Consider the following 23,982-nt stretch of genomic DNA (forward strand, 5'->3'; position numbering starts at 1 on the left):
TCCCGGTGAACCGCGACAGGCCGCCGGGACGGTCGCAAAATGGTTTGCGCCCATTCCTAGGGTAGTAAGACGTGCGCGCTTACGGGCAGCTTGCGCTCGCCGGATTCCGCCGTTACTCCACCTATCGACAAGCGATGTTCGCCGGCCTCGCCGCGAACACCACCTTCGGCCTGCTCCGCACAGCGGTGATGGTCGCGGTGGTGGGCGCGGTGCCCAAGGCCGGCTACGACGTACCCACCGCCGTGGCCTACGTGTGGGTCGGCCAGGGCCTGATGGCCTTCGCGCAGCTCTGGGGCGACACCGCGCTGGCCGAACGCGTCCGCAGCGGCGACGTCGTCGTCGACCTCTACCGGCCGTGGCACCTCCAGGCGGCCCTGTTCGCCACGGACATCGGCCGCGCCGCGTACTCGCTGCTGATCCGGTTCACCCCGACGGTCCTGATCGGTGCGCTCGTCTTCCCCTTCCACTGGCCCGAACCGGCCGCGTGGCCGGTGTTCGCGCTCAGCGCGCTGCTGGCTCTCACGGTCAGCTTCGGCGTGCGCTTCCTGCTCAACGCCAGCACGTTCTGGTTGATGGACAACCGGGGTGTGATGAGCCTCTACTCCGTCATGTCCAGCGTCCTGTGCGGTTTGGCGCTGCCGCTGTCGTTCTTCCCGGAATGGGCGCGGACCCTGTTGTGGGCCACGCCCTTCCCGGCGATCATCCAGGGCCCGGTCGACATCTGGACCGGTCACGGTCCACAGTGGACCACGCTGGCGCACCAGGTGTTCTGGGCGGTCGCCGTGCTGTTCGCCGGGCACGTGGTGCTCGGCCGCGCGGTGCGCAAGGTGGTGGTCCAGGGTGGGTGACCGCGTCTACCGGAAGCTGGTCGCCGCGCGGTTGCGCGGCCAGATGTCCTACCGGGCCTCCTTCGTGCTGGACTGCACGTCCCAGGCGCTCGCGCAGGGCTCCGAGCTGATCGTGATCCTGGTGCTGTTCACCCAGGTCGACGCGCTGGGCGGGTTCTCCGCGGCCGAGGTCGTGCTGGTGTACGCGCTCGCGTCGGTCGCGTTCGGGATCGCGGACACGGTGGTGGGGCAGCTCAACGACCTGCCGCAGTACATCCGCACCGGGCAGTTCGACGTGATGTTGTTGCGACCACTGGGGACCCTGCCCCAGATCGCCGTGTCGGACGTCCGGTTGCACCGCCTGGGCCGGGTCGCCACCGGTGTGGTCGCGCTGGTCTTCTCCCTGGTGCACAACGACATCGCGTGGTCGCCCTGGACGGCGCTGCTGGTCGTCGTGGCACCGGCGGCCGGCGCGGTGATCTTCTCCTCGGTGTGGGTCGCGGCCTGCGCGGTGTGCTTCTGGCTCGTGGAGGGGCAGGAGCTGGCGAACTGCGTCACGTACGGCGGCAACGCGTTCACGACGTACCCGGTCACCATCTACACGGGCTGGCTGCGCCGGGTCATGGCGTTCGTGATCCCCGGCGCGTTCGTCGCCTACTACCCCGCCCTGGCGCTGCTCGGCCGCCCGGACCCGTTGGGCGGCCCCGGTTTCCTGGGGTGGATCTCGCCTCTCGTCGCACTCGCCACCGCCGGCGCGGCCGGGCTGGTGTGGCGCTCCGCCGTTCGCCACTACCGAGGGACCGGGTCATGATCGAAGTGCGCGACCTGCGCCGCGAGTTCACCGTGACGAGCAGGACCGGCCGGTTCCGGCGCACCCGGCGGACCGTGCGGGCGGTCGACGCGGTGAGCTTCGACGTCGCCGCCGGCGAGGCGGTGGGGTACGTCGGGCCGAACGGGGCCGGCAAGTCCACCACGATCAAGATGCTCACCGGCATCCTCGTGCCGACCTCCGGGCACGTCCGGGTGTCCGGCGTCGACCCGTCCCGGTCGCGGCGCGAGCTGGCCCGCCGGATCGGCGTGGTCTTCGGGCAGCGCAGCCAGCTCTGGTGGGACCTGCCGCTGCGGGACAGCTTCGAGCTGCTGCGCGCGATCTACCGGGTGCCGTCGGCGGATTTCGCGCGGCGGCTGGCCGAGTGCGCCGGACTGCTCGAACTGCACCCTTTCCTGGACACGCCGGTCCGCCAGCTCTCGCTGGGGCAGCGGATGCGCGGCGAGGTGACCGCGGCCCTGCTGCACGGTCCGGAGCTGCTGGTGCTGGACGAACCGACGATCGGGCTCGACCTGGAGTCGAAGGAGCGGCTGCGCGAGTTCCTCGCCGAGCTCAACACCGCGCGCGGCACCACGCTGCTGCTCACCACGCACGACCTGGACGACATCGAGCGCCTGTGCCCCCGGCTGGTGGTGATCGACCGCGGCACGGTGCTGGCGGACGGGCCGCTGGAGGAGCTGCGGTCCGAGGTCGCGCCGGAACGCGTCCTGGTGGTCGACCTGGAGACGCCGACCGGGCCGTTGGAGGGCTTGCCGGGCGTGGTCTCGGTGCGGGTGGAACTGGGCGGATTGCGACAGCACCTCACGTTCCGCCGCGCGGAAACCACCGCCGCCGCACTGATCTCCGCCGTCGCGACCCGGGCCGACGTGCACGATCTGGTCGTCGAGGAACCCGAGATCGACGATGTGGTGCGCCGTTTGTACGCGCGTCGGTAGAGTCGGACGAAACGGTCACGTTTTCCCACTTGAGGAGTAGCCATGCGCGCAGGTCGTCCGGTCGCCACCACCCTGCTGGCGCTGGGGCTCGTCGGCGCGCTGTCCGCGTGCGGAGCCGTGCAGGAGGCGTCCAACGCCGCGGACCAGGCCGGTCAGGCGATCGACAAGGTCAAGCTCTGCACCGAGGCGGTCAGCCTGGCCGGGTTCACGCCGAGCGCGACCGACCCGCAGAAGGCCGTGGACGAGACCAAGGCCAAGGCCGACGAGCTGACCAAGCTGGCCGAGAAGACCGGCGACGCCACGCTCAAGGACGCCATCACCGGCGTGTCCGAGACGATGTCCAACGTGACCCTGAGCGACCTCGACCCGGGCAAGTTCGCGGACTGGACGCAGAAGAAGCTGGACCAGGTCGCGAAGCTCAGCGCCGCCTGCGGCTGACCCGTTCGGGTCGCGCCCCCTCGCGCGGAATGGTCGTGCCGAGCGGAAGTGCCACGCGGTCGGTACCTTCGGAGTCGTCCCACGCTGGGAGTCGTCCTCGCTGGGGCGCACCGGAGGTGTTGCGATGCACGCGATAGTTGGCGACCGGTTGCACGTCCACAGCCGCGCGGTGGGTCTCGACGAGCGCGTCGGCGAGATCCTGGAAGTGCGCGGGACCGAGGGAGCGCCGCCGTACCTGGTCCGCTTCCCCGACGGCTACGAGGGGCTGGTCTACCCCGGCCCGGACAGCCTGGTGGAGCCCCGCACCGGCGACTAGTCGCCGGCGAGCAGTGACTCGACCTCGGCGCGGTAGAGCAGCGCCGGGTCGAACCCCATCGGGCCGAACTGGCCCGACACCTCCAGGCTGAGCACGCCGTGCAGCCTGGTGAACGCCCGCACGGCGGTGAGCAGCACGGCGGGGTCGACCTCGCCCTCTCCCCGGGACCGGGCCCAGTCGACCAGTTGTTCGTCCAATGTGGACCGGTCGGTCGTGCCGGCCGTGCGCGCGGCGGTGAGCACCCCGATGAACGCGCTCATCGTGCGGTGCGCGAGCGCGACGGTGTCCGGCGGTGCGTGGTAGCCGGGCAGGGGCGTGCCGAAGAGCAGCAGGTAGCGGTGCGGCCGACCGATCGCCCAGTCCCGGAACGCGCGCCCGAACTCGTGCACCCGCTCGTCCGGCGGGCGGCCCGCGCTCTGCTCCGCGGCGTCCTCGACCGCCTCCGCGAGGTCCCGCCAGGCGTCCCGGATCAGTTCGGTGAGCAGGTCTTCGCGGTTCTTGAAGTACCGGTAGAGCGCGGGGCCGGTGATGCCCATGCGCTTGGCGATGGCGTTGACCGAGACGCCCTCCACGCCGAGTTCGGCGAGCTGTTCCAGCGCGATGCGCTTGGCCTCGCCCCGCGTCTCCTCGCGGTACCGCTCGCGCCGGGTCATGGTCACGCCGCACCTCCCTTGACAGGCACACTCTAACTTGTGTTAGAACTTCTTACATCCGTAAGAGGCAATCAGGGAGTCGTCATGACGGTGGTCGTGCTGGGCGCGGGTCGCGGTATCGGGTGGGAGATCGCCCGGCAACTGGTGGCCGACGGGCGGGAGACGCGGGCGGTCACCCGATCCGGTGGAGTGCCCGAGGGGGCCGCCGACGTGCGGGCGGACCTCCTGGACCGGACGGCGACGATCGAGGCGGTGCGCGGCGCGTCCGTGGTGCACCTCGCGGCGAACGTGCCGTACCCGTCGTGGGCGGACACCCTGCCGACGCTCTACGACAACGCCGTCGCGGCGGCCGAGGCGGCGGGCGCGAAGCTGGTGCTGGCGGACAACCTGTACTCCTACGGCCCGGTGTCGGGACCGCTGACCGAGGACACGCCGGAACGCCCGGCCGGGCCCAAGGAGAAGCTGCGCAGCACGTTGGGCAAACGTTTGCGGGAAGCCGCCGTGCCGGTCGTGCTCGGCCGGTCGAGCGACTACTACGGCCCGCACGGCATCGGCTCGCTCGTCGGCGAGCTGGTGGTCAAGCCGCTGGCGCTGGGCAAGCAGGCGATGTGGTTCGGGCCGCTGGACGTGCCGCACACCTTCGCCTACCTGGGTGACACCGCCCACGCGCAGATCGTGCTGGGCGACGACGAGCACGCGGACGGCCGGGTGTGGCACACGCCGGCCGCCCGGACCGTGACCGTGCGCGAGTTCATCGCGCTGGCCGGGCGGGTGCTGGACAACCGGCGCAAGCCCCTGCGGCTGCCGAAGGCGACCGTCGCGCTGGCGGCGCTGTTCGACCGGCGGCTGCGCGGGATGGGGGAACTCGACCACCAGTGGACCCGGCCGTGGGTGGTGGACCACTCGGCGTTCGAGCGGACGTTCGGGTCGCTGCCGGCCACCCCGCACGAGGAGGCCGTCGCCCGGACCGCCGAGTGGTACCGGACCCGGCCCTAGCCCAGGATCGTGGTGATCAGCTCGTCGGCCAGCGCCGGGGTGGCGGCGGCGATGCCGGACCAGCGGCGGGACAGGTCGAGGTCGAACTCCAGCGGACGGCCGCGCAGGTCCAGCAGCGCGCCGCCGGCGGCGGGGACGGTGACCAGGGCCGCGATCAGGTCCATCAGCCGGTGGGTGTCCGAGCCCGGGTCGGCGAACGCGTCCACCGAACCCTCGGCCACCAGCATCGTCTCCAGACACGTCGTGCTCAGGATGCGTATCCGGTCGGCGGCGTCCGCCAGGCGCGTCCACGCCTCCTCGGTGCCGCGCTTCGGGCGCATCACGCAGAGGGAGGCACCCCGCAGCCGGGTCCGGCCGGACGTGCGGAACGGGGTCGGGCGACCGGCCTTGGCCGACCACGCGCGGCCGGTGTCGAACCAGACCGTCAGGGCCTCCACCGGCACGGTGTCGATCACCAGCGCCCCGGCGAAGCACGACAGCGGGACGCCCGTGGCCGCGTTCGCCGAACCGTCCACGGGGTCGACCACCAGGGTCGCGGCGGAACCGTGATCGACGAAACCGGCCTCCTCGGACAGCAGGTTGACGCCCGCCGCCTCGGCGGCCTCCAGGATCGCGCCCTCCACGATCGCGTCGACCCGCATGGTCGGGGTGCCGTCCGCGCCGTCCGCGACCTCCTCGCGCAGCTCCACGCGGGTGTGCAACTGCCGGGCCTCCTGGAAGGCGCGGGCGGCGGCCCGCGCGGTGGCGGCCAGCGCCGGGTGGACGTCTTCGGACAGCAGCGGTTCCGGAACGGGCCAGGGGTTCTTCGTCACGCTCCTGAACATGCCACGGGGGAGCCCCCGGCGTGGAGGCTCCCCCGTGTTCGGCGCGAAACTCAGATGAGGCCCAGGCCCCGGACCGCGTCGCGCTCCTCGACCAGCTCGGCCACCGAGGCGTCGATGCGGGTGCGGGAGAACTCGTCGATCTCCAGGCCCCGCACGATCTCGTACCGGCCGGCCTTCGCCGTCACCGGGAACGACGAGATGAGGCCCTCCGGCACGCCGTACGAGCCGTCCGACACGACCGCGGCCGACGTCCAGTCGCCCTCGTCGGTGCCGTTGACCCAGGTGTGCACGTGGTCGATGGCCGCGTTCGCCGCCGACGCCGCCGAGGACGCGCCGCGCGCCTCGATGATCGCCGCGCCGCGCTTGGCGACGGTCGGGATGAAGTCGTTCTCCAGCCACGCCTGGTCGTTCACGGCCTGCGCCGCGATCTCGCCGTTCACCTCGGCGTGGAACAGGTCGGGGTACTGGGTGGCCGAGTGGTTGCCCCAGATGGTGAGCTTCTTGATGTCGGTCACCGTCACGCCGAGCTTCTTGGCGAGCTGCGACAGCGCCCGGTTGTGGTCCAGGCGGGTCATCGCGGTGAACCGCTCGGCCGGGACGTCCGGCGCGTGCTGCTGCGCGATGAGGGCGTTGGTGTTGGCCGGGTTGCCGACGACGAGCACGCGGACGTCGTCCGCCGCACCCGCGTTGATCGCCTCACCCTGCGGCTTGAAGATGCCGCCGTTGGCCTCCAGCAGGTCGCCCCGCTCCATGCCCTTGCTGCGCGGGCGCGCGCCGACCAGCAGGGCGACGTTCACGCCGTCGAACGCCGTCTTGGCGTCGTCGGTGATGTCGATGCCGGACAGCAGCGGGAACGCGCAGTCGTCCAACTCCATCGCGGTGCCCTCGGCGGCCTTCACGGCCTGCGGGATCTCCAGCAGGCGCAGGCGGACGGGCACGTCGGGGCCCAGCAGGTGGCCGGAGGCGATGCGGAACAGCAGTGCGTAGCCGATCTGGCCGGCCGCACCGGTGACGGTGACGTTCACGGGCGTGCGGGTCATGAGCCTTCCCGAATGACGATCGAACTGGCTTCAGTCCTCGGGCACGACCACTAGGCAGGCTGCACCTGTCAGCGGCGGTCTCTACTCCGGGACCGGCGCATCGGGCGGGTTCGCCCGACGCGGTGAGGTTACCAACCGTTGAACGGTGGCAAGGTGTGACAGTGGACATCATCGAAGCGGACGAGGACTACGGCGACGCCGTGCTGGCGGGGCAGCGTTGGGAGGGGCGGTCGTTCCTGCGGTGCGACTTCACCGATGCCGACCTGCGGGGGTTGGTGACGTCGGGCTGCACGTTCACCGAGTGCAAGTTCGACCGGACCGACCTGGGTGACTCTTCGCACACCGCCACGGCGTTCCGCTCGTGCCGGTTCGACCGCGCCGTGCTGGCGTCGGCGGTGTTCCGGTCCTGCACGCTGCTCGGCTCGGTGTTCGTGGACTGCGGGTTGCGGACCGTCGTGCTGGAGGAGACCGACCTGACCCTCGCGGGCCTGTCCGGAGCGGTGCTGCGGAAGGCGTCGCTGCGCGGGCTGCGGTTGCGGGAGGCCAACTTCGAGGGTGCCGACCTGCGCGACGCGGACCTGCGCGACGCCGACCTGACCGGGGCGCGGCTGCGCGAGTGCCGGTTCGCGGGTGCCGACCTGCGCGGGGCGCGGCTGAGCGCGGACGGCCTGGTCGCGGGCAACCTGCGCGGAGCGCGGATCGACCTGCCGACCGCGGTCGCCTTCGCCGCCGCGCACGGGCTCCAGGTGGACTGACCGGACACCGGGGCCGAAGACCGTTCCGGGGGTTCCACCCGGGGCACCGCCCGGCCGGGTCCTCGCCCGGCCGGTGGCGGTGACCGGCCGGTGGCGGTGACCGGTCAGGGGGTGGGTGCCTCCTGGTTCGCGACCTCGACCAGGACACCGTCGGCCAGCATGTCCTCCACGGACTTCGGCATCAGGTAGGCGGTGCCGCCGCCGGGCTGCTCGAACCACGGGACGGCCACGCCGGTCAGCGCCTCCACCGGGCGGCGCAGGCGGTAGACCCGGTAGGGGCGGTTGATCCAGGACGGGACGAGCGAGCGCTCCGCGAACGGGGTGCCCGCCGCGTAGACCAGGTTGCCGCTGCCGTCGCCGAAGCGGTCGACCTCCAGGCCCACCGGGAGTTCGACCACCTTCTTGTGGCGGAACAGGGTGAGCGGCGGCTCGCCGTTCATCGGGGTGATCGGCCAGCTCCGGGTCTTGGGCGGTTCCGGGCGGTCCGGCGGGGCCGACCGGCGGTCGTCGCGGAAGCCGTTGACCGCCGGGGGGCGCTGGTCCTCGCGGAAGCCCTCGGCGGCCGGGCGGGCCTGCTGGTCCTCGCGGAAACCGTTGTTGACCGGCGGGTGCGGGGGCTCCTCGCGGAAGCCCTCGACCGGCGGGCGGTGCTGGTCGTCGCGGAAGCCCTCGGCCGGCGGGCGCGGCGGCTGCGGGGTGCGCGGCGGCAGCCGGCGCGGGGTGCGGCGGCCGGTGAGGACCAGCTTGCCGATCAGGTAGGCGGCGGCGTCGTCGACCCGCTCGAAGCGGACCGGGTTGGTGGGGCCGTGGTCGAACCACGCCACCTCCCAGTCCTGGCCCTCGGTGCGCAGCACCCACGTGCGGTCGGCCGGGTCGCCGAAGCGGTACGCGGCGGGCGGCACGTCGAGCTCGTCCAGCGCCCGGCGGACACCGGTCAGCTCGCGCTCCTCGTCCTCGGTGACCTGCCTCGGCTCGACCGGCTCCGGCTCCGGCTCCGGCTCGTGATCGTGGTCGTGGTCCGCATGAGCGTGCTCGACGTGAGCGTGCTCCGCTTGAGCGTGCCCGGCGTGAGAGTGCTCAGGGTGGGCGTGCTCAGGGTGAGAGTGCTCCGCGTGGTCGTCCTCGGCGTGGACATCCTCGACGCGGGCGTGCTCGGCGTGAGCGTGCTCGTGGTCGGTGTGGTCGTCCTCGTCGTAGTGGTCGTCCGCGAACTGCGAGCGTTCCTGCGGCTGGTCCTCGAACCGGGGGCGGTCGTCGAACTGCGACCGGTCCTCGAAGCGCGGCTGCTCGTCGAACTGCGCCCGCTCTTCGAACTGGGTGCGGTCCTCGAAGCGGGGCTGGTCGGCGAACTGCGTCGAGCGGTCGAACTCGGGCTGCTCGGGGAACAGCTCCTCGTGGCCGCCCTCGAACCCGGCGGTCCGCTCGTCCACGGCGGCGGTGCCGGGCTCGGCCACCGGCACGTCCGCCAAATCCGGGTCGTCCTCGGACGGCTCCTCCACGACCGGACCGCCGGCGGCCGGCGCGGCCTCGCGCTCGGGCTCCTCGTCCGCGAACGGGCTCCACGTCTGCGTGTCGCCCTGCCGGGCTTCCCCCGATTCCCGGTCGTACGTCGTGACCGGCGCGAACAGGTCCATGCCGTCCACGTAGTCCGCGCGCCGGTACCGGTCGTCGATGACCGGGCCGTCCTCCTCGAACCGCACCCGGTACGGCGGGCCCTCCTGGGCGTACTCCACCACGTCCGGCTTGAGCCCGGCCAGGTTCGCGGTCTCCTCCACGGCGGTGGGCGCGTCGGCCTGGTCGCGGTCGTCGGCGAGCAGCTCCGGCAGCGGGGCGGCGACCGTCGCGCCCACCTCGACCGGCTTCTCCTGCTCCGCGAACGCCGGTTCGTCGTACCGCTGCCCGTCGTACTCCCGGTCCTCGAAGTCCCGGTCGGCACCGTCGAACGCCCGCGCCCCGAACTCCGCGCCCGCGTAGGCCGGGGCGTCGAACGCCTCGGGCTCCGGCTCCGGGAGCTCGGCCACCGGCACCGCCGTGTCCTCGGGCGCGGCGGGCGCGCCCAGGTTCGCGGCGGCGGCGACCCGGGCGTCCTCGGACACCTCGGGCAGCTCGTAGTCGTTGGCCCTGGCCCGCTCCACCAGTTCCGCTTCCGGCGGCACGCCGTACTCGCGCAGGTAGTAGCCCACGGCGGCGGGCCAGATCCAGTGCCCGTCGGTCTGGAACGCCACCGGCACCACGGCCGGCGCGTCCGGGTTCAGCACGTCCGCGTCGAACCCCCGGCCGACCACCGCGACCGGTGCGCCGTCCAGGTAGTCCAGCAGCAGGTCGCGGTCGGCCTCCGGCACGGGCGGCCGGTTCACCGAGGGCCGGCCGCCGGGGCCCGCGCCGTCGAACACCCGGGCCGTGCGGAACCCGCGCGGCTGCTGCTGAGGGGGTGCCGGCGGCGCGACGACCTGGGCCACCCGGCGACGCAGCCAGTCCGGCACGTTCTCGTCCGTGCGCGGGAAGAACCGCATCTCGTCCACGTACGCCTGCGGCGGCGGCGGCGTCTGCCACGTGGGTTCGGCGCGGTCGAAGTCCAGGTTGTAGCTGGACGGGTGGTCGAGCTGGTAGCGGGCGTTGGACCAGCTACCGCGGCCCTCCCGGTACATGCCCCCGCGCAGGCGCGCGAACAGCGCCGCCACGTCCTGCGGCGGGGACCAGACGCGCATGGTGCCGTCGGCGGAGCGCACCTCGGCGACGAGTTCGGCGTACCGACCGGTCGCCCGGTACTCCGCCGTCACGTGCCGCCAGTCTTCCGGGGCGGCGCGCATCAGCGACAGGCCGATCTGCTTGACCAGCGCGTCCTGCTCGGTCGGGTTCAACGGCTTCGGCTCGGACACGTGCAACATCTTCCCCCGCGACTCCCCGTGCCCGCACGTGACCCCGCTGCGCCGAACGGACGAACCACGCGGCGCGACCGGAATCAGACCTTCGGTGTCGGCGGCTCGGCACCCGCTTCCGCCACCTCCACCAGGCTGCCATCGGCCAGCAGGTCGCGCACGGCCTGGGCGAGGAAGTACCCGGTCCCGCCGCCGACCTGCCCGAACCACGGCACCGCCACGCCCTTGAGCGCGGGCACCGGCTTCTGCACCCGATACACGTGGTAGCGACGATTCAGCCAATCAGGTGGCAGCGATCGGTTGCCGTACATGGTCCCGGCCGCGTACACGAGGTTGCCGGTCTCCGCGCCGAACCGGTCCAGCTCGGTGCCCGGCGGCACCACCACGGCCTCCCGGTCGCGGAACAGCGACAGCGGCGGCTCGTCGGCCATCGGCTGGATGTCGGCCACCGGCCGCACCGCCGGCACCTGGCCGCCGGACCGGGCCGCGTCCAGGTCGTCGCGCCACAGGAGCTGGGCGAGGAGGGCCTTGGCCGCGTCCACGGCGTGCTCGTAGACCCTCGGGTGGCCGTGCGGGCCCCGGTTCGCGTCCCAGAACTGGACCTGCCAGCCGACCGGACCGGGCGCGGGCTCCAGCACCAGGGCGTCCGGCTTCGGTTCCACGATGCCGTACTCGCCCTCGCCGACGCCGTAGTGGTCGAGGCGGGCCTTCAGGTGGTCCAGCGCCCGCTGGTCCGCGTCCGTGATCACCCGGGGGGTGTGCTCCGGCAGCGGCGCGCCCGCGACCTGGCCGGTGGCGACCGCCGTGGCGGCGCTCTCGGCGGCCGGGTCGACCGGCGGCACCGCGTAGCCGTTGTCCCGGATGTGCTGCACGAGCTGCGGCACCGGGGCGATGTGGTGGTGGCGCAGGTAGTAGGCGACGCCACCGGGCCACACCCACGCGCCGTCGGTGTGGAACGACATGGGCACGGCGGGCGTCGCGTCCGGCTTGAACGCGTCCGCGCCGTACGACCGGGCGGCCAGCACCAGCGGTGCGCCCTCCAGGTACGCGAGCAGGTCGTCGAGCTCCTGCGGGTGCACGGCCGGCCGGTCGTGCGTGGGCACGCCCTCGGCGTCCACGCCGTCGAACAGCGGCGCGGCGATCAGCTCGGACGTGGGCGCGGCCGGGGCACCGGCGAGGTGGGCGCGCAGCCAGTCCGGCGGGTTCTCGCGCGGGTGCAGCTCCAGTTCCTCCGCGTAGGCGGCGGCGGGCGGCGGGGACGTCCAGGTGGGCTCGTGGTCCCGGTTGAACTCCACCGAGTACGTGTCCGGGTGCACCAGGTGGAACTTCAGCGAGAACCAGGTGCCCCGGTCCGGGCGCGCCATGCCCTCGCGGAGCTGGAGCAGGAACGGCAGCGCCTCGTCCGGGAGCTGCCACGGGAATGAGCCGCCGAACATGGTCAGCCCGGACGTCTCGGCCTCCACGTACCGGCCGACCACCCGGAAGTCCACGAAGAGCTGCTCCCAGTCGCCGGGCAGCCGCTGCACGAGCAGCGTGGTGACCGAGCCGAGGATCGCGTTCTGGTCCTCGACGTTCAACTGCGGCGCGGTCATGCGTTCTGCTCCTCGGTAGCGGCCTCGGCCAGCTTCGCCCGCAGCCAGTCCGGGACGAAGCCCTCGTCGCGGGGGAAGACCAGCAGGTCACGGGCGAAGTCCTCGGCCGGGACCGGCGGCTCGAACCGCGGGTCGTGGTCGAAGTTGTAGGTGATGTCGATCCGCACCGGTGCGTTGACCACGCACCGGCAGGAGAACCACGCGCCGCGCCCCGGCTGGTACAGCACCTGGCGCATCTCCTGGAACGCCCGCGTCAGCTCCTCCGGCGGCAGCACCTCCGGCGTCGACCCGTCCGGCCGGTACACCGTCAGCGCCAGGTCCTGCACCGCGACCGTCATCTTCACCAGCAGGTCGATGCGCCGGAAGTCCTCGGGAGCGGCGGTCAGCAGCAGGCCGCCGATGCGCTGGAGCAGCTCGTCGTGCCGCTGCTCAGAACTCGGCGGGCCAGAGGGCTGCGTTGTGCTCATTCGGGTAGCTCCTGACGTAGATCTCGGTCGTGCCGTCGGCGAGCGTCACACGCCACCGGGTCTGGTACGTGTGCGGGTGGCGCTGGAGCGGGTCGCGCAGGGCGAAGGTGTCGATGATCTCGACCGTACCGCCGGCCTTGATGAACTTCGACCGGTCCCGTTCCATCCGGTGCCAGGTCTCGGCGGAGGCGAACGCCGGCCGGCCGTTGCCCTGGTTCTGGTCGCGCTGCTGGCTGGACTGGTTCGCCGCCTCGGCCGGGAAGCCCAGCTCGTTGCCCTGGTGGTGGCCGCCGTCGGACAGCTTCTTCCCGTTGCCGTCGACCTCGCCGTGGTTGCCCACCTCGATCTGGGCGCTGCCGTCCCGGCGGATCGCGCCGCCCGAGGAGATGTCCGGCCGGCCGGTGGTGGCGACGGTCTCGCCGTCGCCGTTGGTCCGGCCCCGCCACATGCCGTGGTCGGCGGTCAGCGTGGCGTTGGGCAGCGGCAGGTTCAGGTCCGGGCTGAACGGGCGGAACGTGTGCAGGTGCGACACCGCGCCGCCGTCGCCGGTCTGGAACGTGCCGTAGCCCTGCTTCTGGTGGTCGTCGAGGGTGAACCGGGTGTTCGGCGGCAGGTCCGGGCGGGCCGAGAACGGGCTCGCGTTGGTGAACGGCGCGGTCACCGCCGCGACCTGGGCGGGCGTCCAGTGCGCCGGGATGCCGCCGACGACCTGCACCGAGTGCTGGTACTCGCCGTCGACCCTGGTCCGCTGCGCCTGGAGCCGGACCTCGCCGCCGGCGGGCGCGGGCCAGGTCCGCGCGGGCTGCTCGGCGCGGCCGAGCCCGTAGAAGCCGTCGGAGGTGATGTGCGCGCCCGCCGGGGCCTGGGTGATCTCGGTGTTGACCCGGCTGCGCTGGCCCGAGTGGGTCTCCTCGAACACCACGTGCCCGGCGTCGTCGGTGATGAACCGGCCGCGCCGCTGGCCGTGCTCGTCGGTGACGGTGAACTCGGTGTTCGCGTCGTGCACCTGGCCGGGCCGGCTGAACGGCTCGCCCTGCCCCAGGTCGCCCACCGACCGCTGGTGGCGGGCCTCCGGCGCGGTGCCGTCCACCGCGTTCTGCGGGTGGCCGGCCGCGTCGGTGGTGAACTCCTGGTGCAGCGGGCCTCGGTCGATGTTGTAGTTCGCGCCGCCGACCGGGTGCGTGACCTCGGGGTTGCGGGTGTCGCCGAGGTGGTCCGGTGCGGCGATCCACTTCGGCCGGCCGTCCGCGTCGGTCTGCACCGTGCCGCGGTAGTCGCCGGCCGTGTCGTAGACCTCCAGCCGGGTGTCCGGCGGCAGGTCCGCGCGGGCGGTGAACGCCTCCCCCGGCCTCGGGGCCAGCGGGTGGCCCCGGTCGACCACGACGCGGCCGTTCGCCGGGGTCGGCGGCGTCTCGACGAGCACGGTCCGCTGGATCGGGACCTCCCGGCCACCGACCCTGATCGTGTCGCCGGTGGTCTGCCGGGTGCCGTCGGCGTTGGCCACGAACGCGTCCTGCCGGTGGCCGGTCTCCACGCGGTAGTGGGCGTCCGGCGCGGGGTGCCGGACCTCCGGGTTGTCGCCGTGCCGGGTGTTCGGCGCGATCGCGTCGACGTGGACCCCGCCGTCCGCGTCGACGTGCACGACCGTGCGGACCTCGCCGTGCGGGTCCCGCACCTCGATGCGGGTGTCGCGGGGCAGCTCGCGGCCGTCGAACAGCGACTGGTCCGCGCCCAGCCGCACGGTCTCGCGGTGCCGCGTCTCCGGCTCCTGCCACGGGGTCTGCACCTGCGGTTCGACGTCCTGCCGACCGCGGTGCGCCTGGTCGTCGGTCACCAGGTCGCCCTTCGGCTCGTGGCCGGGCGGCATGCCGTGCTCGCCGGCCGGCGCGCTGGTGCCGTCCGGGTCGAACGTGTGCCAGCCGCCGTCCGGCGGGATCCTCGGGCCGCCGGTTCCGGTCGGCGAGCTCGCGTAGAGGTTGCCGTGCCGGTCGGACCAGGCCAGGGTGTCCGGCGCGGTCACCGGCTGACCGGTCTCCCGGGCCACGTAGGAGGCCAGGCTGTCCGCGCCGCCCGCGCCCGCGTCGCAGCCGACGAACGTGATCGGCCGGTTCGCGAGGTCCGGGTGGTTGTCGATCAGGTCGACCAGCTCGGCCCGCGTGTAGTGGGTGTCGCCGATCCGGACGCCGTCGCCGTCGGTGTGGACGTCGAGCAGCGCGTGCCCGTCCGTGCCCGGGATGCGGCCGGACAGGTCGCGCAACCGGTCCTCGGTGTGCAGGGCCACGCCCGCGTCCGTGACCTGGCTGTTCCGGATCGCCTGGTCGACCCGCTGGGACACCTCGCCCAGCGGGACCGGACCCTGGTGGGAGACCGGGCCGAGGTCCGGGTTCGGGGTGTGCGACGCCGGGCCGTCGGCCGGGGTGTAGTCGTCGAACGCACCGCGCCGGGCGTCCGCGACGGTCGCCGCGTCGGGGCGCAGGACGTTGCCGTCGCGGTCGAACGTGCCGAAGTCCGGGGCGAGCACGCGGCCGTCCGCCGGGGGCACGTCCACCTCGTGCAGCACGCCCAGGTCGAGCAGGCGTTGCACGCTCATCTGACCGGTGGCGGGGTCGATCAGCGACGGGTCCACGACGGGCTGGAGCTGGCGCGCGCCGCCGGGCTGGTCGAACGCCGGGGCGACCTGCGCGAGCTCGACGGTGAGCGGGGCGTCCAGGACGTAGACGTGGTAGCCCTTGCCCAGGCTGTCGGGGAGGATCGCGCGCTCCCCGAAGCCGTACGGCCGACCGTCCGGGCGCAGCGGCGAGAGGAAGTCGCCGTTCGGGCTGCCGAACCGGTCCAGGACCGTGCCGGCGGGGAGTTCCACGACCACGCGGGGACCGTCCGCGCCCTGGTTCACGGGCCACGCGATCGAGCCGTCCGGGTGGGAGTGGGCGTCGATGAACGGCTGGTAGCTGCCGTGCGGGCCGTAGGGCTGGTAGGTCGGCTCGATGATCGCGGCGGCGCGCTGGTCGTAGGTGCCGACCTCGCGGTCCGCCGGGCCGGTGCTGTCGTGGACGGAGTGGAACGGGCCGTCGTGGGAGAAGCCCGGCACGACACCGGCCGGGTTGCCCCAGACCCCCTTGTGCGGGAACGGGTCCGTGGCGGGGGCCGGGGTGGTGGCGGGGGCCGGGTCGGTGTCGGCGGGCCACTCGTGGCTGGAGGCGGGCGAATGCTCGTCACCGGGCGCGCCGACCGTGTCCGGGGTGGGGCTGTCGGGGTTGGAGCTGTCCGGGGTGGCGTCGGGGGTGGGGCTGTCCGGTGCCGTGGCCTGGGTGTCGGTTGCCGGGGTGTCGGTGACCGGGGACGTTTCGGGCGTCGGGGCCGGGCGGTCGGTGGTCGGCGTGGTGTCGGTCGGAGGCGTGTCGGTGCCGCGCGAGGCGGGGGCTTCCGGGCCGCGCGAAGCCGGCGAGTCGGTGCCGCGCGAGGCGGGTGCGTCGGTGCGCGGGGCGGTGCCCAGGTCTGCGCGCGGGGTCGTCGGGGCGGACCCCGGCGCGGGGCGCTGTGCCGGTGCGGAGGCGTCGGGGCGGGCCGGTGGCGCGCCCGCGCCGGGCTGCGGAGGTGCGCCCGCACCCGGCTGGGGACCGGTGGGGCCGAAGCCGCCCGGCTGGGGACCGAAACCACCGGGCTGGGGACCGAACCCCCCGGCGGGCGGTCCGGACGGGCCGCGCTGTTCGGGCATGACCGGCGCGCTGTGCTGCGGCGCGGGGCCGGTCTCGCGGAACGGCTGGACCGGCGCTCCGGTCATCGAGCTGGCGCTGACCGCGTCCGTGCCGTGCACGGTCTGGTCGTGGCCGCCGGGGTTCGGGTCCGAGAAGAAGCCGGACGACGTCGGCGCGGAAGGTCCGCGCCCACCGCCACCGCCTGCCCCGCCACCTGCGGGAGGAGGCGCGAAGCCGGCACCACCGGCCATGGGCGCACCCATGCCGGCCGCCGAGCCCACACCCGGACCGGCCGGAGCCGGACCGGACGTACCCGGCCCACCGGGCACGGGACCGCCGGCCGCCCCGCCTGCGGGAGGAGCCAGCGGAGCCACGCCGCTGGTCGGAGCCGCCCCGGGAGTCGGACCACCGGTGATACCGGGAACCGGACCGGTACCAGGCACCGAGCCACCAGGCACCGGGCCACCAGGCACCGAGCCACCGGGAACCGGGCCGGCACCGGGCACCGCGCCGCCGGGAGTGGTGGGGATGCCAGGGGTCGCGGGAGCGCCGGGAACCTGTCCGCCGGGAGTGGCACCGCCTGGCGCGCCGGGGGTTGTCCCGCCGGGTGCCGGAGTCGTGCCACCCGGAGTCGAGCCTCCGGGAGTCGTGCTCAGGCCCGAACCGCCGGGAGTGCTGTGGCCGGGGGTGGAGCCGGGGTTGAACGACGAGCCTCCGGGCACGCCCGTGCCGCCGGGCAGTCCGCCCGGGAGTCCGCCGGGAACGCGTCCCCCGGCCGTACTGCCAGGAGACGTGCCCGGAGCCGTGCCGTGCGCCGTGCTGCCCGGCGCGCCGGGGGTCGCGCCGCCGGGGGTCGCGCCGAGGCCCGGACCGCCGGGGGTGAGGTGCGGGGTCGCGCCGGGAACACCTGCGGCACCGGGGAGGCGGGGCGTGCCGCCGGGCGCACCACCACCAGGAGCGGCACCTCCGGGAGCGGCACCTCCGGGCGTCGCGCCGGCGGGGGTGGGGCCGCCGGCTCCCAGGCGGTTGCTGATCGAGGGTGTGCCGCCGGTGCCGGGCGCGGTGGGCAGGGAACCGCCGCCGGGGCGGGAGATCGGGGCGGTCGCCGGCGCTCCGGAGAAGCCGGCCGGGGTGGACGTGCCGCCGGGGGCGGGTGCGGTGTCGCCGCCGATCCTGGGCGGTGCGCCCACCGTCGCCGCCGGCGCGGGCGGGGCCGTCACGGACGACGCGGTCGTCGAGTCGCCGCCGGCGGGGCGGTTCAGGCCGTCGCGGTTCACGGTCGGGCCGCCCGGCGTGCCACCGGGTGCGCCGCCGGGGGTCGGTGCGCCGCCGGGGGTGGCCGAGGGGTTGCCGATCGTGGGCGGCGGGGACACCGGGCCCAGGTCGGGCGGGCCGCCCGGACCGCCGGGCTGCACCCTCGGCGCTTCCACGGTGATGCCATCCTTGGCACCGCCGATCCCGCCCGAGACCGCACCGGCCGACGCGCCCATCAGCACGTCGCGGGCGCTGATGTCCTGGCCCAGCACGGCGGCGGTGCCGACCGTGGACACCGCGCCCTCGACCGCGCCGCGCGTCGCCCCGGCCGCCACCTGGCCGGGCAGGCCGCCGCCCTCGAACTTGAGCCCGCCGGACACGCCGCCGACCAGGCCGGAGACCGCGCCGGACACGGCGGCCTCGCCGGTCTTGCCCCAGTCCCAGTTCTCGCGGTCGCCGTTGAGCACCTGGATGCCCTGGATGGCCGCGTCGATGCCGACCGAGATCGCGACCTCCTTGAGGATCGCGAGGATGAGCTGGCGGAAGGTGAACTGCACGATCAGGCGGGTCGCCTGCTGGGCGATGGGGATGCCCGCCGTGGTCGCGCCGAACGTGCCGAACGCGGCGGCGACGAGGGCGGCGATCTCGATGGCCAGCGCGATCAGCGACGCGATGATCGAGAGCTTGGTGTACTCGACTTCGAGCGCGGTGTTGTCGCAGCTCTCCGCGAGCTGCTCGCAGATCTTCTGCAACTTCGGGAGGTAGGACTCGTCGCCGTCGGCGAACTTCTTCCAGTACTCCTCGAACCGCTGGACGGCTTCGCCGGTCTGGCTGCCCATCACCGTCGACGCCGCGCCGTTCGCCTCGTCGATCACCGACTTCACGCCCTGTGCGGCGGTGCGGTAGGCGTCGGCCATGCGCCGCAACGCCGTCTCGTCACCCTCCGGCCAGCTCTGCCCGACCACGATCGGGAAGAGCCAGGTGACCTCGCTCGGGATCTCGATGCCCACCGCAGTGCCCCTCAGTAAGTCCGTCAGTAGGTCCGGGAGATCCCGGTCGCGTTGCCCTGGTCGACGCCCTCGTAGGTGTCGGCCGACTGGTCGACACCCGTCCGGATGTCCTGCAACGCCTTCGCGAGGTTCTTGAACGCGTCGAGCGTGGCCGTCGAGTTGGGCACGTAGTTCTTGGCGAAGGCCTGCCCCGACTCGTCACCGCCCCAGCACTGCCCCTCGGCCCGCAACGCGCCGTCGAGCTGCTGGAACACGCTGTCGAGCGAGTCACCCGACCCGCTGAACTGGGCCGCGCCCCGGCGCATCCCGGGAACGTCGACCTGGAATCCGCCGCCGGTCACCAGCCACTCCTGTCCATGAAGCTGTCGCCGTCCTCGTCGTCCGGCTGCTGCGCGGGCTGTTCCTGGCGGTCCAAGGCCGGCTCAACGGGCAGCTCGGGTACGAGTTCGGTGACGGCGTGCTCGCGGCGCTCGTGTCGTTCGTCGGCGGGCTGGTGCTGCTGCTGGCCGTGGTGCCCGCGACGCGCGCCGGCCGGGTGGGGCTGGTGCGGCTGCGCGACGTGCTGCGGCAGGGCGGTATCCGCTGGTGGCAGTGCCTCGGCGGGGCGTGCGGGGCGTTCTTCGTGTCCACCCAGGGGTTCACCGTCCCGGTGCTGGGCGTCGCGACGTTCACCGTGGCCGTGGTCGCGGCGCAGGTGGTGAGCAGCCTCCTGGTCGACCGGGCGGGGCTGGGGCCCGCCGGGGTGCGGCGGTTCACCGCGCCCCGGGTCTTCGGCGCGGCGCTCGCGGTGGTCGCGGTCGGGGTCTCGGTGGCCGAGGAGTTCGGTCGGCCGGAGGCGCTGTGGCCCGCGCTGCTGCCCGCGCTGGCCGGGTTCGGGCTCGGCTGGCAGCAGGCGGTGAACGGGCTGGTGCGGGAGGCCGCGCGGAGCACGCGGGTGACGACGCTGGTCAACTTCGCCACCGGCACGGCGGTGCTGGTCGTCGTGTGCGCGGTGGACGTCGCGGTGCGCGGCCTGCCCGCCGCCGCGCCGGCCGAGCCGTGGCTGTACGCGGGTGGCGCGCTGGGGATCGTGGTCATCGGCACGGCGGTGCTCGCGGTGCGCTGGAGCGGGGTGCTGCTGGTCGGCCTGGGTCAGGTGGCCGGGCAACTGGTGGGCGCGCTCGCGGTGGACGCGGTGGTGCCGACGGGGGTGTCGTTGTCCGTGACGACGGTCGTCGGCACGGCGTTGACGCTGGTGGCGGTCGGCATCGCCGCGCTGCCGGCCCGGCGGCGCGACCGGGCGCGGGCGGGGGTGGGAGGATGGGGCACGTGACGGCGACGATCCTCAACGGCAGGACCACCCGGGACTCGATCTTCGAAGACCTCCGCGCGCGGGTCGCGGCGCTGGCCGAGCGGGGGGTGACGCCGGGGTTGGCCACCGTGCTGGTCGGCGACGACCCCGGATCGCACTCGTACGTCAAGGGCAAGCACACCGCGTGCGCGAAGGTCGGCATCACGTCGATCCGCCGCGACCTGCCCGCCGACACCACGCAGGAGCGGCTGGAAGCCGTCATCGACGAGCTCAACGCCGACCCGGCCTGCACCGCCTACATCGTGCAGCTCCCGCTGCCGAAGCACCTGGACGCGAACGCGGTCCTGGAGCGCATCGACCCGCGCAAGGACGGCGACGGCCTGCACCCGGTCAACCTGGGCAAGCTGGTGCTCGGCGACGAGGCCCCGCTCCCCGCCACGCCGCGCGGCGTGGTCGAGCTGCTGCGCCGGTACGAGGTGCCGATCGCGGGCGCGAACGTGACCGTCGTGGGTCGCGGCGTGACGGTCGGCCGGCCGATCGGCCTGCTGCTGACCCGGCGCAGCGAGAACGCCACGGTCACCCTGTGCCACACCGGCACGAAGGACCTGGCGGCCGAGGTGCGGCGGGCGGACATCGTGGTGGCGGGCGCGGGCAGCCCCGGACTGATCACCGCGGACATGGTCAAGCCCGGCGCGGCCGTGGTCGACGTCGGCATCACCCGCACCGAGTCGGGCCTGGTCGGCGACGTGCACCCGGACGTGGCCGAGGTCGCCGGGTTCCTCGCGCCGATCCCCGGTGGCGCGGGACCCATGACCATCGCCATGCTGTTGACCAACACGGTCGAGGCCGCGGAGCGCGACCTCGTGACGGGCTGAGGGCGGAAGCGGTGGAGCTCATGCCGGAGCAGCGCTGGCGGTCCGCGGCGGGGCAGCACCTGCCGTTCGCGCTGGTGCTGGGCGTGGTCGGGCTGGGGCTCCTGCGGGTGGTGCAGTACCACTGGCGGCAGGGCGCGGTGCTGATCGGCGTGGCGCTGCTGCTCGCGGCGCTGCTGCGGGTCCTGGTGACCGACGAGCAGGCGGGCCTGATCGCGATCCGCGGTCGGGGCGTGGACGCGCTGCTGTACTCGGGCCTGGGCATCGCGGTGATCGGTGTCGCGATGACCATCATCGGCGGCCCGCTGAGCCGCTAGTCCGCTTGCGGCCCGTCGCGGGGCTGGAGCCGGTCGACCAGCGCGCCGATCAGGTCGTCCAGGGTGTCCGGCGGCAGGATGTCGGGCAGGGTCAGGTGTTCGACCACGAGACCCGTCATCGCCAGGTAGAGCGCGACGACGGTGGTCCGGTCGCCCGGCAGGCCCAGTTCGTGGTGGTGGCGGAGGTTGTCCTCCAGGTCGCGGCTGATCGTGGCGGTCAGCTCCGCCCTCAAGCCGGGCCGCCGGGTCGCCTCCAGGCGCAGTTCCAGCAGGGCCAGGTAGCCCGCGCGGTCGTGGGAGAGCCGGGCGAGGACGTCCTTCATCAGCTCGACCACCAGCGCCTTGTCCCGGTGCCCCCGCAGGGTGGCGGCGAGCCGCTCGGGGTCGGGCCGGAGCCGGACGTGGATGTGCTCGCCGGCCTGGCGCAGCAGGTCGTCCCGGTTGGCGAAGTAGTTGGACGCGGTACCGGCCGGCACGCCCGCCGCCGCGTCCACGGCGCGGAACGTCAAGCCCCGCGCACCCTCCAGCGCCAGCACCCCGATCGCCGCGTCGACCAGCGCCGTCCGCCGGGCCGCGTTCCTGACCACGTCTCCTCCTTGACAACCACTACAGACAGAGTACTACAGTCGGAGTGGTTAGGAGAGGGAGCACATGCGAAACCTGATCTACCTGGTCGCCACCACCCTCGACGGTTTCATCGCCGCCGAGGACGGGGGCTTCGGCGACTTCCTGTTCGAGGGCGACCACATGGCGGCGCTGGTCGAGGAGCACCCGGACGCCCTGCCCGCCCAGCTCCGCGAGGCGCTCGGCATCGACGTGCCGAACCCGAACTTCGACACCGTGCTCCTGGGCCGGTCCACCTACCAGGTGCCGGGCGGACTGCCCAGCCCGTACCCGCACCTGCGGCAGTACGTCGTGTCCACCACGCTCCGCGACACGCCGCCCGACGTCGAGGTCGTGTCCGGCGACGTGCTCGCGAAGGTCCGCGAGCTCAAGGCCGAGGACGGGCTGGACATCTGGCTGTGCGGCGGCGGCAAGCTGGCCGCCGCGCTGCTGCCGGAGATCGACCGGCTGGTGCTCAAGGTCCACCCCGTCGTCCTCGGACGCGGCATCCCGCTGTTCGACGGCGGGTTCCCGGCGGCGCGGTTCGCCCTGACCGGCACGCGGTCGTTCGCCTCCGGCGTCCTGTTCACGACCTACGCGGCGGCGTAACCACACAGGACGTGCGATTGGCAAGGCCGGCGGACTGTGACGGTGGACGCCCCCGGACGGCGGTAGGAGTTCCACCGCGCGCCGGCCATCCTCAAGAGGTCCAGACCAATCTCGCAATGGGGGCATTGTGCGGAAATCCATCGGCAAGAGCGTCGTCCGGACCGTCGCGGCGGTGGCCGTGGCGGCCGGCGCGCTCACCGCCTCGACCGGCACCTCGGTCGCGGCCACCGGCACCGCGACCGCGTTGTCCGGCTGCACCACCACGAACATCTCGATCAACCCTTCGGCGCGCTCCGCCGACTGGACGGTCGACTGCACCGACACCCGGTACGTGTACGTCGACGTCACCGTGTTCGCGGGCAGCGTGGCGGACAGCAACCCCTGGGAGGCCCGGTGGGTCGACGGCGGGGACACCTGGCAGGACTTCAACGTCTACCCGCAGACCACCCCGGCCATCGACCACATCTGCGTGCACATCGTCACCTACGTCGACCCCACCGACCCGCTGGAGCAGCCGCAGGTGATCGGGCACTCCTGCGTGTGACCCGGTGACCGCCGGCGTGGCCCGGCGAAGGGGCCGCGCTCCGCAGAACACCGCGTCGCGGTCGTCCCGGTGGGCCCGCCGGGACGACCGCGCCGCCGTCGGCGGCCGACCGCCTACCGCTCCAGCCACCCCACCAGCGCCCGGTTCGTCTCCTCCGGCTTCTCCTGCTGGATCCAATGACCGCAATCGAGGCTGACCACCTCCACGTCGGGCACGAACTCGGCCAGGTTGTCCGCCCGCGCGACCACGTCCCGGTCGCCGTAGATCATGAGCGTGGGCTGCCGGACGATCGGGTCCACGTCCGCCAACAAGCGCCAGTTGCGGTCGAGGTTCCGGTACCAGTTGATACCGCCGGTGAACCCCGAGGATTCGAAAGCGGAGACGAAGACGGCCAGTTCGCGGTCGCTCATCACCGGCTCGCCGAGGGGGGTTTCCGCTTTGGCCAGGTCGAGCAACCACATACCCGGCTTCGGCTCGGCCGGGGACTCGTTCTTCCGGTACAGGTTGCGCAGGAAGCGGGCGGTGTTCTGGTCGAGCACGGCATCCGCGACGCCCGGCTGCCGGTTGAAGTGGACGAAGTAGAAGTCGTCGCCGAGCACGTCCTCCATCACCTCGACCCACGGCCTCTCCCCGCGTTCGAGGTAGGGCAGGCTCAGGTTGACCACCTTGTCCACCCGGCTCGGGTGCAGCAGGGTCATTCCCCAGACGACCATCGCACCCCAGTCGTGACCGACGAAAGTCGCATCCTCGTATCTGTGGTGATCGAGGAGTGCGACCAGATCACCCGTCAGGTGCTCGATGTCGTAATCGGTCACCTCGGTCGGCCGGGACGAGTTCCCGTAGCCCCGCTGGTTCGGGACGATGACGTGGTAGCCCGCGGCGACCAGGGCAGGTACCTGGTGACGCCAGGAAAAGGCGAGCTCCGGCCAGCCGTGGCAGAGCACGACGGGTTTTCCGGCGTTGTGCCGGCCGGCCTCGAAGACTTCGAGTTCCACCCCGTTGACGGGCACGGTGGTGGGCTCGGGAAAATCGGCTGGATCGAACATCGAATTTTTCTCCTCGGCTGTCGGGCCGCACCGGCGAACGCCGGAATCGAGTCCTGCGGCGGATCACCGAGTGGGGTGCGGCCCGATCGGTTGACGGCACCGTAGGACGAATCGCGGACAAGACCGGCCCTCGGCAGGCGGCGCACCGGAAAAAGCGGAGACATTTCCTCCGGGACGCCGACGCGGTGCG

The 23,982-nt window shown here is 73.4% G+C and carries 22 protein-coding genes; 12 read left to right on the forward strand and 10 right to left on the reverse strand.

All coding sequences use genetic code 11. From position 1 onward, the window contains the following. Positions 1 to 134: 134 nt before the first annotated feature. The 5 genes from AB0G01_RS06890 (at position 135) to AB0G01_RS06910 (ending at position 3,345) form a co-directional block, all read left to right on the forward strand. The gene (locus AB0G01_RS06890; protein ID WP_360940539.1) at positions 135 to 848 is read left to right on the forward strand and encodes an ABC-2 family transporter protein; all 714 of its coding nucleotides are present in this window, start codon (positions 135 to 137) and stop codon (positions 846 to 848) included. Then, the gene (locus tag AB0G01_RS06895; RefSeq protein ID WP_360940541.1) at positions 841 to 1,638 is read left to right on the forward strand and encodes an ABC-2 family transporter protein; all 798 of its coding nucleotides are present in this window, start codon (positions 841 to 843) and stop codon (positions 1,636 to 1,638) included. The genes AB0G01_RS06890 and AB0G01_RS06895 overlap by 8 nt, the downstream gene beginning before the upstream one ends. Then, the gene (locus AB0G01_RS06900) at positions 1,635 to 2,591 is read left to right on the forward strand and encodes an ATP-binding cassette domain-containing protein (protein WP_360940543.1); all 957 of its coding nucleotides are present in this window, start codon (positions 1,635 to 1,637) and stop codon (positions 2,589 to 2,591) included. Before AB0G01_RS06895 ends, AB0G01_RS06900 begins: the two co-directional genes overlap by 4 nt. Positions 2,592 to 2,633: 42 nt before the next feature. Continuing rightward, entirely contained in the window at positions 2,634 to 3,029 is a 396-nt protein-coding gene (locus AB0G01_RS06905; protein WP_360940545.1) for a bacteriophage spanin2 family protein, read from the forward strand. Positions 3,030 to 3,153: 124 nt separating this feature from the next. Then, positions 3,154 to 3,345, forward strand: a complete 192-nt coding sequence (locus AB0G01_RS06910; RefSeq protein ID WP_360940547.1) for a DUF1918 domain-containing protein — start codon at positions 3,154 to 3,156, stop codon at positions 3,343 to 3,345. Here the strand turns inward: AB0G01_RS06910 and AB0G01_RS06915 are convergent. Next, entirely contained in the window at positions 3,342 to 3,998 is a 657-nt protein-coding gene (locus AB0G01_RS06915; RefSeq protein WP_360941253.1) for a TetR/AcrR family transcriptional regulator, read from the reverse strand. The genes AB0G01_RS06910 and AB0G01_RS06915 overlap by 4 nt on opposite strands. Before the next feature lie 84 nt (positions 3,999 to 4,082). Here AB0G01_RS06915 and AB0G01_RS06920 point away from each other — a divergent pair, with 84 nt between their 5' ends. Continuing rightward, on the forward strand, positions 4,083 to 4,994 hold the full coding sequence (locus AB0G01_RS06920; RefSeq protein ID WP_360940549.1) for an NAD-dependent epimerase/dehydratase family protein: 912 nt from the start codon (positions 4,083 to 4,085) through the stop codon (positions 4,992 to 4,994). On the opposite strand, the gene AB0G01_RS06925 is transcribed toward AB0G01_RS06920, so the two are convergent. Then, entirely contained in the window at positions 4,991 to 5,806 is an 816-nt protein-coding gene (locus AB0G01_RS06925) for an inositol monophosphatase family protein (RefSeq protein WP_360940551.1), read from the reverse strand. The two genes, AB0G01_RS06920 and AB0G01_RS06925, sit on opposite strands and share 4 nt — an antisense overlap. A 62-nt stretch (positions 5,807 to 5,868) precedes the next feature. Continuing rightward, positions 5,869 to 6,858, reverse strand: a complete 990-nt coding sequence (locus AB0G01_RS06930; RefSeq protein WP_360940553.1) for a malate dehydrogenase — start codon at positions 6,856 to 6,858, stop codon at positions 5,869 to 5,871. 161 nt (positions 6,859 to 7,019) lie between these two features. On the opposite strand from AB0G01_RS06930, the gene AB0G01_RS06935 reads away from it, so the two are divergent. Further along, on the forward strand, positions 7,020 to 7,613 hold the full coding sequence (locus AB0G01_RS06935) for a pentapeptide repeat-containing protein (RefSeq protein ID WP_360940555.1): 594 nt from the start codon (positions 7,020 to 7,022) through the stop codon (positions 7,611 to 7,613). Between the two features lie 104 nt (positions 7,614 to 7,717). Here AB0G01_RS06935 and AB0G01_RS06940 read toward each other — a convergent pair whose 3' ends face one another. The 5 genes from AB0G01_RS06940 to AB0G01_RS06960 form a co-directional block, all read right to left on the reverse strand. Further along, on the reverse strand, positions 7,718 to 10,492 hold the full coding sequence (locus tag AB0G01_RS06940) for a TNT domain-containing protein (protein ID WP_360940557.1): 2,775 nt from the start codon (positions 10,490 to 10,492) through the stop codon (positions 7,718 to 7,720). Between the two features lie 83 nt (positions 10,493 to 10,575). Next, positions 10,576 to 12,084, reverse strand: a complete 1,509-nt coding sequence (locus AB0G01_RS06945) for a glycohydrolase toxin TNT-related protein (RefSeq protein WP_360940559.1) — start codon at positions 12,082 to 12,084, stop codon at positions 10,576 to 10,578. Further along, positions 12,081 to 12,551 (reverse strand): hypothetical protein, encoded by a 471-nt coding sequence (locus AB0G01_RS06950; protein ID WP_360940561.1) that lies wholly within the window; start codon positions 12,549 to 12,551, stop codon positions 12,081 to 12,083. The genes AB0G01_RS06945 and AB0G01_RS06950 overlap by 4 nt, the downstream gene beginning before the upstream one ends. Continuing rightward, on the reverse strand, positions 12,514 to 18,510 hold the full coding sequence (locus tag AB0G01_RS06955) for a glycohydrolase toxin TNT-related protein (RefSeq protein ID WP_360940563.1): 5,997 nt from the start codon (positions 18,508 to 18,510) through the stop codon (positions 12,514 to 12,516). The genes AB0G01_RS06950 and AB0G01_RS06955 overlap by 38 nt, the downstream gene beginning before the upstream one ends. A gap of 23 nt (positions 18,511 to 18,533) precedes the next feature. Further along, complete coding sequence (locus tag AB0G01_RS06960; RefSeq protein WP_360940565.1) at positions 18,534 to 18,851, reverse strand: WXG100 family type VII secretion target; 318 nt, start codon at positions 18,849 to 18,851, stop codon at positions 18,534 to 18,536. Positions 18,852 to 18,913: 62 nt separating this feature from the next. Here AB0G01_RS06960 and AB0G01_RS06965 point away from each other — a divergent pair, with 62 nt between their 5' ends. From AB0G01_RS06965 to AB0G01_RS06975, 3 genes are read left to right on the forward strand one after another with little or no spacing between them, the layout of a single operon-like run. Then, complete coding sequence (locus AB0G01_RS06965; RefSeq protein ID WP_360941256.1) at positions 18,914 to 19,822, forward strand: DMT family transporter; 909 nt, start codon at positions 18,914 to 18,916, stop codon at positions 19,820 to 19,822. Further along, positions 19,819 to 20,676: a bifunctional methylenetetrahydrofolate dehydrogenase/methenyltetrahydrofolate cyclohydrolase gene (locus AB0G01_RS06970; protein WP_360940567.1), complete on the forward strand. Its 858-nt coding sequence runs from the start codon at positions 19,819 to 19,821 to the stop codon at positions 20,674 to 20,676. The genes AB0G01_RS06965 and AB0G01_RS06970 overlap by 4 nt, the downstream gene beginning before the upstream one ends. Before the next feature lie 20 nt (positions 20,677 to 20,696). Continuing rightward, positions 20,697 to 20,990 carry a DUF3017 domain-containing protein gene (locus AB0G01_RS06975; RefSeq protein WP_360941259.1) on the forward strand — a complete coding sequence of 98 codons (294 nt, stop codon included), beginning with the start codon at positions 20,697 to 20,699 and terminating at the stop codon, positions 20,988 to 20,990. On the opposite strand, the gene AB0G01_RS06980 is transcribed toward AB0G01_RS06975, so the two are convergent. After that, positions 20,987 to 21,577 (reverse strand): TetR family transcriptional regulator, encoded by a 591-nt coding sequence (locus tag AB0G01_RS06980; RefSeq protein WP_360940569.1) that lies wholly within the window; start codon positions 21,575 to 21,577, stop codon positions 20,987 to 20,989. The two genes, AB0G01_RS06975 and AB0G01_RS06980, sit on opposite strands and share 4 nt — an antisense overlap. A 64-nt stretch (positions 21,578 to 21,641) precedes the next feature. Here AB0G01_RS06980 and AB0G01_RS06985 point away from each other — a divergent pair, with 64 nt between their 5' ends. Further along, positions 21,642 to 22,202, forward strand: a complete 561-nt coding sequence (locus AB0G01_RS06985) for a dihydrofolate reductase family protein (protein ID WP_360940571.1) — start codon at positions 21,642 to 21,644, stop codon at positions 22,200 to 22,202. 127 nt (positions 22,203 to 22,329) lie between these two features. Beyond that, complete coding sequence (locus AB0G01_RS06990) at positions 22,330 to 22,746, forward strand: hypothetical protein (RefSeq protein WP_360940573.1); 417 nt, start codon at positions 22,330 to 22,332, stop codon at positions 22,744 to 22,746. Between the two features lie 113 nt (positions 22,747 to 22,859). Here AB0G01_RS06990 and AB0G01_RS06995 read toward each other — a convergent pair whose 3' ends face one another. Next, positions 22,860 to 23,792, reverse strand: coding sequence for an alpha/beta hydrolase (locus tag AB0G01_RS06995; RefSeq protein ID WP_360940575.1), 933 nt, complete (start codon positions 23,790 to 23,792; stop codon positions 22,860 to 22,862). Positions 23,793 to 23,982: the final 190 nt, after the last annotated feature.

Source organism: Actinosynnema sp. NPDC023587 (genome assembly GCF_040640215.1).
GTDB lineage: Bacteria > Actinomycetota > Actinomycetes > Mycobacteriales > Pseudonocardiaceae > Actinosynnema.